Source organism: Bacillus mycoides (genome assembly GCF_018742245.1).
Lineage (GTDB): Bacteria > Bacillota > Bacilli > Bacillales > Bacillaceae_G > Bacillus_A > Bacillus_A cereus_U.
This window is the reverse complement of sequence record NZ_CP036132.1, coordinates 4,440,775-4,453,241: the sequence shown is the minus strand read 5'-3', so window position 1 is coordinate 4,453,241 and position 12,467 is coordinate 4,440,775. Positions and strand designations below refer to the sequence as shown.

The window sequence follows — 12,467 nt, the reverse complement described above, 5'->3', positions numbered from 1 at the left end:
AGAACTTGTATACGATACAAGTTCTTTTTTCATAGTATTTAACGGGATAACCAGACAAGCTAGGGTTAGGGAGTATTACTTGTACATTTAGTATAAATTAAAATAGAATCGGTTTAATAATTGATTTGTGAGAAGTGTGTGAATTTTTCATTTAGTATATAATTGGATAATTTGTTTAATGCTTAAAAAAAACTCTTTAAGATTGCTAAGAGTTTTTTTATTTAGATACATATTAAAATTTCAGAAAAATCAGTTGCAATAAAGTTGTGTGGTAATTTTAAAAAAAGAATTTGCCATTTTGGCAAATTCTTTTTTGTTGAGGAGGCATTGTTAATTTGTTATGAGTTTATAAATTTAATAAGTTCTTTATTCAATTCATCAGCTTGATCGATTGGCGAGCCGTGACCACTATTTGTAAGAGCATGTAACTGAGAATTTCTAATCCGTTGTTGTGTAAGCTCAGCACTTTTGTAAGGGATGAGTTGGTCGTGAACACCGTGGAATATTTTTGTTGGGACGTTAATTTTATTTAAGTCCTTCGTCACGTCTTCGTTTGCAGCAGCTTGCAAAATTTTGATGAGAGCATAAGAAGCGGACTGCATACCGAGATAAGAAAACCAGTCTAACGTGGCAGCCCCTAAGTTTCTATTAAAAAATGATAAAGATACATCATTAAGAAATTTAGGCAAATTTGCATACATTTGAGCAATCAGAGCATCTGCTTGCTCTTTCGGTACGCCGTAAGGGGATTGTTGGTTTTTTACGAAAGAGGGGGAGACGGCATCAATTAATGCAAGTTTAGAAATACGGCGACCGTTATATCGTGACATGTATCGAATAGAAAGAGCACCGCCGACTGAGAAACCAACTAACGTAGCATTTTCTATTTGAAGTGCTTCTAATACAATTGCGATATCGTCAGCTAAACGGTCATATGTGTAACCAGTCCATGGTTTATCAGATTGCCCGTTTCCGCGAATGTCCATTGCGACGCAGCGAAACCCGTGCTGTGGTAAAACATTGAATTGATATTGAAACATTTGGTGATTTAAAGGCCAGCCGTGTACAAAGAAAACAGTTTTACTATCAGGACCTGGGTTCATATCTTGCACAAAAATGTGTACATCTTTTTCCACTGTAACGAACATGACGTATCCTCCTCATGCATTTTAATAGGCTCTTTCCCAAAATCGCTGTTTTGTCATTGCCTGAATAAATTCATTTGCAAGTAAGGTAGGGTTTTGTTCTGTTATAACGCCAGGTTTTCCTTCGATGTTTAAAGATTGAATAATAGTAGTTCCGTTTTGGAAAGCGCCAATTGGCTTAAAGTGATTATATGATTCTACGACAAATGAACTTGCTTTGTTAAGAAAATGATCATCAATATTTCCGCCAATAAGAAGTAGCCCATCGTAAAGAAGCGGTGATCCTGTTAAGAAAGTATCATTCACTTCCCACTTTACATTTTGAGAGCCTTGCACAAAACCTAATCGTTCGGAAATAATAACGGGCTGAAGACCGGCTTGTTTGAATTGATTTATAATATATTGTGCGTTTTGACCGTCATATCCGTTTGCAACAATGACGCCTACTCGTAATGTATTTGGGCTGAATGTTGTATGTTCCATACTTAGTGCTGGTGAGGAGTTTGTAACATTTGATTCTTGAACATTTGGCACTGTTGCCCCGACTGCTTCAGCTACTAAAGTAGCTAATTCTGTACTTATATGACCAATCATATCTACGACTTGTTGGCGAACTGATTTACTTTTTACTTTTCCTAATTCAAAGGAGAAGGCCTGCATAATATGGATTTTTTCGACGTGGCTCATACTATTCCAAAATAAACGGGCTTGTGAGAAATGGTCTTTAAAACTAGCGGCTGTTTCTCTTGTTTTATGTCCGGAAATAGTAGAAGGATATGTAACGAAACCGCCTTTCGTACCAGGTACAGTAAAGGGAGAGTTATTAGCTAAAGAGTTATTATGGTAAGCGACTTTTCCTTTATCAATTATATATTTAGACGCACCATCTCTTTGATTGTTATGAAAAGGACATACCGGGCGGTTAATCGGTAACTCTTGATAGTTTGTACCGACGCGGGCTAATTGCGTATCTGTATAAGAAAAGAGTCTACCTTGTAAGAGAGGATCATTTGTAAAATCGATACCGCGGACGATGCTTCCAGGGTGCAGTGCGACTTGTTCTGTTTCCGCAAATACGTTATCAACGTTCCGATTTAACGTCATTTTTCCGATGATTTTAACAGGGAAGTCTTCTTCCGGCCAAATTTTTGTTGCATCTAATATATCAAAATCGTATTTAAATTCGTCCTCTTCTTCTAAAATTTGAACGCCAAGTTCGTACTCAGGGTAGTTTCCAGCATTAATATTTTCCCATAAATCACGGCGATGGTAATCCGGATCAGCACCGCCTAGTTTTTGAGCTTCATCCCAAATTAACGAGTGAACACCAAGCTTAGGCTTCCAGTGGAATTTTACGAATCGTGACTTTCCGTGTTTATTAACTAAGCGAAATGTATGAACGCCGAACCCTTGCATCATTCGAAAACTTCTCGGAATTGTACGGTCAGACATAATCCACATCATCATCGCAGCTGATTCTTGATTATTGGCGATAAAGTCCCAAAAAGTATCATGTGCTGTTTGTCCTTGAGGAATCTCATTATGTGGCTCTGGTTTAAGAGCATGAATAAGATCCGGAAATTTAATACCATCTTGAATGAAGAAAATCGGGATGTTATTACCCACTAAATCGAAATTTCCTTCCTCTGTATAAAACTTAACAGCGAATCCTCGTACATCTCGGTTCGTTTCATTTGCACCTTTTGATCCTGCAACTTCAGAAAAACGAATAAAAATAGGTGTCTTTTTAGATGGGTCTTGTAAAAAATGAGCCATTGTTAAATCTTCTAAAGAATCATATAGCTCAAAAACACCATGTGCTCCGTAACCGCGAGCATGAACGACTCTTTCAGGAATTCGTTCACGGTCAAAATGAGCGAGTTTTTCTCGCATAAGGAAATCTTCTAAAAGTGTAGGACCACGATCGCCGGCGGTTAAAGAGTTTTCATCATTTGAAATTTTGACACCCGTATTCGTTGTCATCTCTTTTCCTTCATTGTTTTTCGTAAAGGATTGTAACTGTTCTATCTTCTTATTTTCACGACCGTCCATATAAAGCACCTCCCATATTATACGTATTATTGTTCATGATTTTTATGCTTACATATGGTCTGAAGAAGTATATTATCTATGGATTGATTTTCCTCATTTGTTCAATTTATCTTTGTTTGTCTATGAAAATCATTTATTATAATAAATGGTATTCTTTTGAAGGGGTGTTGAAGTGGGAGAGAGTTTTCTATCAGCTAAAGAAGAAAAGAAAAACGCTAAGATTTTCTTATGGGTAATACATGTTATTGTAATTGTATACGAGGTTGCATACGCGATTATATTAGAAGATACAATGCCTTTAGGAAATTGGCATAAAGTGATATGGAAGCTTGCATATATTATGGCTATATTAGGTATTAGTGTTTACTTATTTGAGAGAGGAAAAGCATATTTAGTTAAATATACATATTTATTTGCATACATGATTGCAGAGACTTTTAATATTGGATGGTATGCTTTTCATAATACAATAGCATTTGATGAAGGGAATGTAATTGAATATATTTTCATTTTCTTCGTACCGATATTTTTGAGTAAAAGATATTTATTTGTCTTAGCGCCATTTCTTATAGGGAAATATATGATATACCTATTTGTATTTGGAGAACTTAACTTGTTTATGTCTCTTGTTATAAATATGGTGTTACTTTTCGTGTCATTTATTATTTTAAATCGATTTTTACAATATCTTTCAGCAGTAAAGGGACGTATTGCAGAGGCAAGTCAGTCACAAAAATTGGCGGTTATCGGAAAAATGGCAGCGACAGTCGGACATGAAATTAAAAACCCACTTGCTTCATTAAAAGGGTTTACGCAATTACAAAAAGAGAAACACGAAAAAGATGCAACATATGAACAAATGATTCTCGAAATCGAAAATATGAATAATATGATTAGTGAATTAATGGAGGTTGCTACATGTAAACCTTCTGTTTATGAAAAACACATTGTAAGTGATATTTTAGTACAAGCGGTAGAAAACATGCGCGAAAAAATGAACGAGTTAAATATAAATTGCACCTTTAATGAAGAGCAAAATAGAAGTGAAATTGAATGTGATAAACGCAAATTAAAAGGAGTATTTTTGTATGTTATTAAAAATGCTTTAGAGGCAATGGAGCATGGCGGAACATTAAAAATACAAGTTGAAAATAAAAAAAGAGATTACGTAATAGTAAGGATAGTAGATAGTGGTTTTGGGATAAAAAAGGATAATTTAGGAAGAGTTAAGGATGCTTTTTATACAACAAAGCAAGATAGAATTGGATTAGGTCTTACGGTAGCGGAGCGAATTATGACAGAGCATCTTGGAGAATTACACATTTCTAGTGAAGTAAAGAAAGGGACGAGAGTAGAAATACTACTCCCGAAAAAATGTGAGCGCAATGTGACACAAGATTAAGAGGTGTTGTTAAAGGAGTTATCATATGGAAAAAGGCAATATATTTGAAAAGGAAGAGATAAAGGCATTAATAATATTTTTAAGCTTATTCTTCGTTATATTTTTTGCATATGATTTTGCTGAAAAGGCGATGGTCCTTTTAGCAGATAAAAATCAAAAACTAGCAGATGTTTTTGGAGAAGGATTAGGTTTATGGCTATATAGTTTGATGGTTGGATTATTCTTTATAGGACTTTATTTTATGAAATGGAAAAAGCCGTATATTGTGAAGTATATTATTTTAATTGGCTATAATATATTGGATTTTATTAATAACTTCATTATTTATTACGGAAGTGATGCGGAATTTGATGGCGGGAATATAGTAGAAGGATTCTTTATTTTATTTGCACCGATATTTGTGAATAAGAGGTACTTTTGGTTAGTTGCCGGAACTATTGTTGGAAAATATGCACTTATGGGATTCGTTGTTCAATCCTTTATCGTTCTTATCCCAATAGCATTATATAGCGTGTTTGTTATTATATGTTGGATTATATTTTTAAGATTCCAATCTTACGTTCGTACACTTGAAATGATGGACAAAGAAATACAAAATGTAGAAAAATTAGCGATGGTTGGAAAAATGGCAACAGTAATTGGTGATAAGATTAGAAGACCGTTAGAGAAATTGAAAAAACTTGTGAATAAGCAAGCGAAAAAATATCCAGAAGATAAGATTTATAGTGAAATTATGAGACAGGAAGTAGAGCGAATTTATACAATTGCTACAGAACTAAATGGGTTTGAGAAATCTAAATCGGTAGAATCCGAAACTCATAATATTAAAGAAATCATCTCTTATGTTATCAGGGTTATGGAAAAGCCAGCTTTAGAACAAGGGATAAAAATGCATGCTATTTATAGTAAAGACATGCCTTCAATTACATGTGATGAGAAACGATTGAAACAAGTATTTTTTAATTTAATTAAAAATGCGATTGAAGCAATGTCAGTTGGCGGAACTATTACTGTAAAAGTTATAGTGGAAGATGTGATCATTGTTCAAATTATAGATGAGGGATGCGGTATTCCGAAAGATAAAATTCCTAAGCTAAATGAAGCTTTTTACACAACGAAAGAAACTGGAACAGGCTTAGGATTAGTAGTTACGGAAAAAATTATTAAAGATCACCACGGTAAATTGAACTTTGAAAGTCAAGTTGGAGTTGGAACGACTGTTGAGATTATGTTGCCGATTTAACGGTGGGTATTTTAAAAAGGGGAAATCACTTTCTTTAGAGTGATTTCCCTTTTCATTTTGGATGGAAGTACGGAATCCAATAAAGGGGATGTTTACAATATTGACATAGTGTACCAATTTGAAAAATCAAAATATGGATATATCCAAGGTAAGGTATATAATGAATTTGTCTGTTATTTGTTTTAATTTATTTGTTTTAATTTATTTGTAATTTTTTTGGCCTCGGTAGCGAAGTTTTTTTGTAAAATGAACGATTTGTAAGAGTGGGCTATATATCAGTGATTAGAAAAACAGAATATACAGCACTTGCCGTAATCCCGGGGGTAATATAAAGGGATATCGCATCCCCCCTCGAAACCAGGTTTCCAGTTGTAATACTAGTCCAAGTTACAGTGGCAGGTCCAGGTACTGGAGTAGGGTTATACACTTGAGGTTGTCTAGAGCCAATATCCGTAGGTTTAATTGAAAATGTCATAGTCCCCGTAATTTTATCTGTAGTAGTTAAAGTGATAGTAGATAGGATGTAACTAGAGGTAGGGGCAGAGAGGTTTGTTGGGACATCCTTGCAAATATCAATCGTATAAACAGCAGCGGGTAAGTTATTAATATTTATAGATGCAGCAAAACCAACTATATTCCCAGCTCCAGCAGTTACATACGGAATAACGTTTGAATCAATTCCTGGAGAACCTGCTATACGTTGAAACCCAGCATTCGTCCCTTGAAAAACAATACTTTTCGCTGATGAACTACCTGCAGGTCCAGTGATGCCGGTAGAACCAGTGTTGCCAGTAGGTCCAGTGATGCCGGTAGAACCAGTGTTGCCAGTAGGTCCAGTGATGCCGGTAGAACCAGTGTTGCCAGTAGGTCCAGTGATGCCGGTAGAACCAGTGTTGCCAGTAGGTCCAGTGATACCGGTAGAACCAGTGTTGCCAGTAGGTCCAGTGATGCCGGTAGAACCAGTGTTGCCAGTAGGTCCAGTGATGCCGGTAGAACCAGTGTTGCCAGTAGGTCCAGTGATGCCGGTAGGTCCAGTGATGCCAGTAGGTCCAGTGTTGCCAGTAGAACCAGTGTTGCCAGTAGGTCCACCTTCTACTAATACGATATAATCTGGGGACACATTCGGAAACCCTTGAGGTGCATCTTTTTTTACAACATAGCCGCTACTTGTGTAAGTCACAACTTGTCCCGTTTTATAGTTAGGAGCAGCTGCTAGACTAAAAGCGGTAGTACTTTGTAAACCGGCCCCGGTAGGTCCGGCATTGCCAGTAGGACCTGTAGCGCCAGTAGGACCTGTAGTACCAGTAGGTCCAGTGCTTCCGATAGAACCACTGTTGCGTCTACCGTCACAACTAAAGCAATTGCGTTGGTACATATATTGTCTCCTTTCTATAGTTTTGAAAATCTAGTTTTAAAAGTAGAACTACTATATATATATTGTAGATTCTATATTTTTGTGTGGTCGATCGTATTGTGTATATAGATTTCAAAAATAGGAGAGGTGTTATTAGTTTGATAACCACCATGTCTCCTGTGGAATCAAAGTAACGTCTACATCAAAATCCTCCTTAAGATAATTCTTACTTTGTTAGTTGTTTTTATTTTTCATAGCAAAATAAGAAGCGGATGTAAAACAAATAAAACCTAGAATCCAGCCAATAGAAGGGGAATAGGGAAGTATATGTTGTAATACCATTCCGCTAGAAATAAAAAAGCTACCTAATAGACTTAAGAAAATGGGATATCGCTGTAGTTTGAACATCAGTGATATAGCATCCTTTACCACATACATTGTATGTTAGTCTTAATTTTCTGTATATAAATTTTAAGAAAAATGGTGGTACAATATATAAAGGATACGAGAAGAGAGGATGTAGATTTACGCATGTACGTTACTGTAACAGAAGCAGCATATAAAAAGATTATGGATACGATTCCAAATGAAGCGAAATATATAAAATTATTTTACGATAATGAAGGTTGCGGTTGTGTTATGAGCGGGATTATTGATTTAGTAGCCGTTTCAGAGAAAGATGAGCGCGATGTAGATATTGAATCAAGCGTACTAAACTTTATCGCAGATCGAACAAAGCTTGTATTTATGGATGATAAGTTAACAGTTGATTGGCATGAAGTTGGAGGGACTTTTCAGCTGAAGAGCCCAAGCCAGTTTTATAATCCAAATATGAAGTTACATGTTCGAGTATAGTAAAGAAACGGCGGCCCAAAAATATTTTGGAGCTGCCTTTTCTTTATAGTATAGGGTGCTGCTATTGTCGTTTCTTATTGGGAAATCGATATTCCTTGTCGAATCGCTGATATATTTTGAAAATCGTCTATAAAACTTCATTTACCAAGACAAGGTTCTTCATACAATAAAAAGATTTTTTCACATAATGAAATGTACACATAGTTGAATTTTCTGTATAATTCTCTTTGCGGAGGGGATTGTGCATGAAAAGATGGGGAATTGAGTTATTAATTTTAAGTGTCGTTATTATTTGGGGGATTAACTATACGATTGCGAAATATGGACTTTTAGAATTTACAGCGATTGAGTTTACTGCAGTTCGAATGATGGCAGCAGCACCACTACTGTTATTACTTACGTTCTTTATCGAAAAGTCACTTTATATGGAGCGAAAAGATATACCAAGATTAATCATGGTTAGCACGGTAGGTATTGTACTGTATCAAACGCTATTTATGGAGACTGTACAATATACATCCGCTACAAATGCCTCTTTACTCATTTCTATTTCACCTATTTTTACAACTTTATTTGCGATTTTCTTGAAACAAGAAAAATTTTCTTCTCGAAAGTTAGTTGGTTCCATGATTGCTTTTGTTGGTGCTACATTAGTTTTAGTAGCGGGGCATTCACTCGCTAGTTCTTTCTACGGAAATGGGATTGGACTAATTACATCGATATGCTGGGGACTTTATCCTGTTTTAGCAGGGCCATTAATAAAAAAATACTCTGCACTACGTGTTACTGCATGGTCGGCATTAGTCGGAGCGATTCCGCTCTTATTATTAAGCGGGCCACATGTATTTGTCATGCCATTTCACATTACACACGGAATGACATTGTTTGCTTTACTATATTCTATTTTCTTTGTAACAGTATTTGGTTTAGTGATGTGGTATGTTGGTGTGCAAAAAATTGGTGCGTCACATACGATGGTATATATGTATATAACACCGCTTGTAGCTGTTTTATTTGCAGCTGTATGGGCAAATGAATATGTATCGTTTCAACAAATAATCGGTGGAATTATCATTTTCTTCGGTCTATGGTTTGTGAAATCAGAGAAAATAGAAGCGCACTCTACCGTACAAGAACCTATATCAAAATAGGAAAGCAGATTACCTATGATCTGCTTTCCTATTTTTTTATTTTTGGTAAAAAGATGAGAAACAAGATAGCAGTAATAAGTGGAATTAAATTTAAAAATGGAATACGGAAGAGTGTAATAAGAATAATACCTGGAAGAAGAACACCGAGGACAGCATAGAAAATACTATGTCTTTTCGTGTACCAATACAAGGAAAGTCCAATAAGTGCAGGGACAATGAGGTGAATGAGAGCCATTAAAAAATAAACCATTAGACGCCCCCTTTATTTATGTGCTTATTACATCATATCCGTATGTTCATAGATTGATATCACTTTTTTCATAATTGGACGAAAATGTTTTGAAAAATGTCACATTTATGAGGGATTCTATATTAGAAATCTTGTATAATATTATTTTCTAAAAGCATTTTAACAACATAAACATACAGTTTATGTTGTTTTTAATTTGAATGAAATAGATTTTAAGTAGCATGGACTCGAAAGAAATGAGTTATATAGGTTTGGTTGGATAGATAAAAACTATTGAAGGGGAGTACAACATGATTAGTATGTCATTAAGGTCGTTTAAAATTCAATCGTATTATCTACTAGGTATTCTGTTATTAGGCTGGATGTTAACACCGTTTTCAGCACATTTTCTAGGTGCAGGAATTGGACTTATTGTAAGCATGTATTGTGTTTGGATTTTAGGAAGGCGTATCGAAAAACTTGGAGATAGTATCGTAAAGAAGACGAAAGCGCCGACGCTTGGTATGTTTAATCGCTACGCAGCGGCGATCCTTGGTGCAATTATTATGTACGAAATTGAGCACCATATGGTTATGTGGGCATTTGCAGTTGGGATTATGGGTGGTTATTTCTTAATCGTTGTTAATTTAGGGTATTATAGTATGAAAGATGAAGAAGAATTATCAAAGAGCTAAAAAAGATAAAAAGCCTCTTTTTAGATGGAATAGAGGATCTGGCGAGGGGTAGTACAACAGGAAGCGTAACTTTGCATAAAATGCAGGTTTCTGCTCCCAATAAGTTAACATGCAATCACGTATTAGTATGACTCTTAGGTTCTTTAAAAGAGTTGGATACAATACAACAAACTATTCCGGTAATTAGAATAACGTATTTTATCGTTTCACTTGTATGCTCAAATAAATTAACGTTAAGCATTACAAGTCCCCAAAACATTTGAATCGCTCCATAACTGAATAAAATTTTTCCTGTACGAGAAAAATTTTTCATAGGCCTCACCCTTTCCTGTATATGTCAATTTTATCATAAAAAACTAAAAATGAATGATTATAAAATGAATTTTCTGTAAGTTTATGAGTGTTGGTATGCAATTTTATGAGCTAAGTCACAGATGAAGAGATTAACGTTTCACTTTATATAAGATATAGAAAGAAGCTTACGTTTTTTACGTAAGCTTCTTTTTATGTAAGTGTGTATAACCGTTAAGCCGCATTGGGTTTTGTCGGTGAGTACGCGGAACTTTACGGTTACACGACACTTATTCATATGAGTAAAAGGGTTATTCCAACAGAAAATTTGTAATTAAGCGATTGGACCGCCTAAGTTAATAATATCTTCAGAAACGCTATCGAATTTTTTGAAGTTTTCTTTAAATTCGTTTGCAAGCTCAATTGCTTTCGCTTTGTAAGCATCTTTATCAGCCCAAGTTTGTTCAGGCATTAATACTTCGTCAGGTACACCTGGAACGTGACAAGGTACTTCAAGGCCAAAGATGTCGTGTTTTGCAGTTTCAGCTTTAGCAAGTTCACCGCTTAGTGCTGCTTGAATCATTGCACGAGTGTAACCTAAGTTCATACGTTTACCAACACCGTATTCGCCACCAGTCCAGCCAGTGTTTACTAAGAATACTTTTGCATTATGTTTCTCGATTTTTTCACCAAGCATTTCAGCATAACGAGATGCATCAAGCGGTAAGAATGGTGAACCGAAGCAAGTAGAGAATGTAGCTTGCGGAGATGTAACACCGCGCTCTGTTCCTGCTAGTTTACTAGTGTAACCGCTTAAGAAATGGTACATAGCTTGCTCTTTTGATAACTTACTGATTGGAGGCAATACGCCTGATGCATCAGCAGTTAAGAAAATAATTGTATTTGGATGTCCTGCAACACTTGGCAGTACGATATTGTCAATCGCATGCATAGGGTATGCAGCACGTGTATTTTCTGTTAAAGTAGTATCGTTATAGTCGGCGATGCGTGTTTGACCGTCAATGACAACGTTTTCTAAAACGGAACCAAATTTGATTGCATCGAAGATTTGTGGCTCTTTCTCATGAGAAAGGTTTACACATTTTGCATAGCAACCGCCTTCAATATTGAATACACCGTTATCAGACCAACCGTGCTCATCGTCACCGATTAATTTACGGTTTGGATCAGCAGATAATGTTGTTTTGCCTGTTCCAGATAAACCGAAGAATAGTGCTACGTCGCCTTCTTCGCCTACGTTTGAAGAACAGTGCATAGAAAGAATGTCTTGTTCAGGTAGTAAGAAGTTCATAATAGAGAAGATTGATTTTTTCATTTCTCCAGCGTATTCTGTACCACCGATTAGTACGATACGTTTTTCGAATGAAACCATAATGAATGCTTCAGAATTTGTACCGTCAATTGCTGGATCTGCTTTGAAGTTTGGTGCAGAAACAATTGTGAACTCTGATTCGTGAGTTGCTAATTCTTCTTCATTTGGACGAATAAATAATTGATGTACGAACAAATTATGCCATGCATATTCGTTAACAACTTGAATTGGTAGGCGATAGTTGCGATCAGCGCCAGCAAATCCTTTGAAGATGAATAACTCTTCTTTTTCTTTTAAGTATTCTAAAACTTTTATATATAATTTATTAAAATGTTCTTCAGAGATCGGTTGGTTCACGGCTCCCCAAGCAATTTTGTCAGCAACCGATGCTTCCTTCACAATAAATTTATCTTTAGGAGAACGTCCTGTGTATTTTCCTGTTGAAGCAGAAACGGCACCAGTAGAAGTTAATTTCCCTTCGTTTCGCATTAATACTTTTTCCACTAATTGCGGAACACTTAATTGAATCTGTGCATTGCTTCCGTTCAATAATTCATGTAAACCAATTTGGACATTCACAGTACTCATATTTATATACCATCCTTTTCATTTAATGAAATATTTCTCGTAATCCCCATCAAGAGTATAACACAATTATATAAATAATGTATACTATTTATTTATTTTTGTTTGTGTGAATGTATCATTTCCTTATTA

General features: G+C 35.6%; 12 protein-coding genes. 5 read left to right on the top strand and 7 right to left on the bottom strand.

The genetic code is table 11. The features are described 5' to 3' along the window. Positions 1-338: 338 nt before the first annotated feature. A complete protein-coding gene (locus EXW56_RS22855; RefSeq protein ID WP_215596977.1) occupies positions 339-1,148 on the bottom strand; it encodes an alpha/beta fold hydrolase in 810 nt (269 codons plus the stop codon). Between the two features lie 21 nt (positions 1,149-1,169). Beyond that, on the bottom strand, positions 1,170-3,197 hold the full coding sequence (locus EXW56_RS22850) for a catalase (RefSeq protein ID WP_215596976.1): 2,028 nt from the start codon (positions 3,195-3,197) through the stop codon (positions 1,170-1,172). A gap of 172 nt (positions 3,198-3,369) precedes the next feature. Between EXW56_RS22850 and EXW56_RS22845 the strand changes: the two genes are divergently transcribed. Further along, positions 3,370-4,599: an ATP-binding protein gene (locus tag EXW56_RS22845; RefSeq protein ID WP_199659257.1), complete on the top strand. Its 1,230-nt coding sequence runs from the start codon at positions 3,370-3,372 to the stop codon at positions 4,597-4,599. Between the two features lie 25 nt (positions 4,600-4,624). Continuing rightward, positions 4,625-5,842 (top strand): ATP-binding protein, encoded by a 1,218-nt coding sequence (locus EXW56_RS22840; protein WP_199659258.1) that lies wholly within the window; start codon positions 4,625-4,627, stop codon positions 5,840-5,842. 268 nt (positions 5,843-6,110) lie between these two features. On the opposite strand, the gene EXW56_RS22835 is transcribed toward EXW56_RS22840, so the two are convergent. Beyond that, complete coding sequence (locus EXW56_RS22835) at positions 6,111-7,217, bottom strand: collagen-like domain-containing protein (RefSeq protein ID WP_215596975.1); 1,107 nt, start codon at positions 7,215-7,217, stop codon at positions 6,111-6,113. Positions 7,218-7,430: 213 nt separating this feature from the next. After that, complete coding sequence (locus EXW56_RS27765) at positions 7,431-7,634, bottom strand: hypothetical protein (protein WP_080025052.1); 204 nt, start codon at positions 7,632-7,634, stop codon at positions 7,431-7,433. A gap of 93 nt (positions 7,635-7,727) precedes the next feature. On the opposite strand from EXW56_RS27765, the gene EXW56_RS22830 reads away from it, so the two are divergent. Then, the gene (locus EXW56_RS22830) at positions 7,728-8,051 is read left to right on the top strand and encodes an iron-sulfur cluster biosynthesis family protein (RefSeq protein WP_000289566.1); all 324 of its coding nucleotides are present in this window, start codon (positions 7,728-7,730) and stop codon (positions 8,049-8,051) included. Between the two features lie 245 nt (positions 8,052-8,296). Then, positions 8,297-9,202, top strand: coding sequence for a DMT family transporter (locus tag EXW56_RS22825; RefSeq protein ID WP_199659260.1), 906 nt, complete (start codon positions 8,297-8,299; stop codon positions 9,200-9,202). A gap of 28 nt (positions 9,203-9,230) precedes the next feature. Here EXW56_RS22825 and EXW56_RS22820 read toward each other — a convergent pair whose 3' ends face one another. Beyond that, positions 9,231-9,452, bottom strand: coding sequence for a hypothetical protein (locus EXW56_RS22820; RefSeq protein ID WP_002112420.1), 222 nt, complete (start codon positions 9,450-9,452; stop codon positions 9,231-9,233). Positions 9,453-9,742: 290 nt separating this feature from the next. Here EXW56_RS22820 and EXW56_RS22815 point away from each other — a divergent pair, with 290 nt between their 5' ends. Next, positions 9,743-10,126 carry an ATP synthase subunit I gene (locus EXW56_RS22815; protein ID WP_078180111.1) on the top strand — a complete coding sequence of 128 codons (384 nt, stop codon included), beginning with the start codon at positions 9,743-9,745 and terminating at the stop codon, positions 10,124-10,126. A 115-nt stretch (positions 10,127-10,241) separates the two neighbouring features. On the opposite strand, the gene EXW56_RS22810 is transcribed toward EXW56_RS22815, so the two are convergent. Both EXW56_RS22810 and pckA read right to left on the bottom strand, forming a co-directional pair. Continuing rightward, the gene (locus tag EXW56_RS22810) at positions 10,242-10,439 is read right to left on the bottom strand and encodes a hypothetical protein (RefSeq protein WP_215596974.1); all 198 of its coding nucleotides are present in this window, start codon (positions 10,437-10,439) and stop codon (positions 10,242-10,244) included. Between the two features lie 312 nt (positions 10,440-10,751). Continuing rightward, positions 10,752-12,338 carry a phosphoenolpyruvate carboxykinase (ATP) gene (pckA, locus tag EXW56_RS22805; protein WP_002112418.1) on the bottom strand — a complete coding sequence of 529 codons (1,587 nt, stop codon included), beginning with the start codon at positions 12,336-12,338 and terminating at the stop codon, positions 10,752-10,754. Between the last annotated feature and the right edge of the window lie 129 nt (positions 12,339-12,467).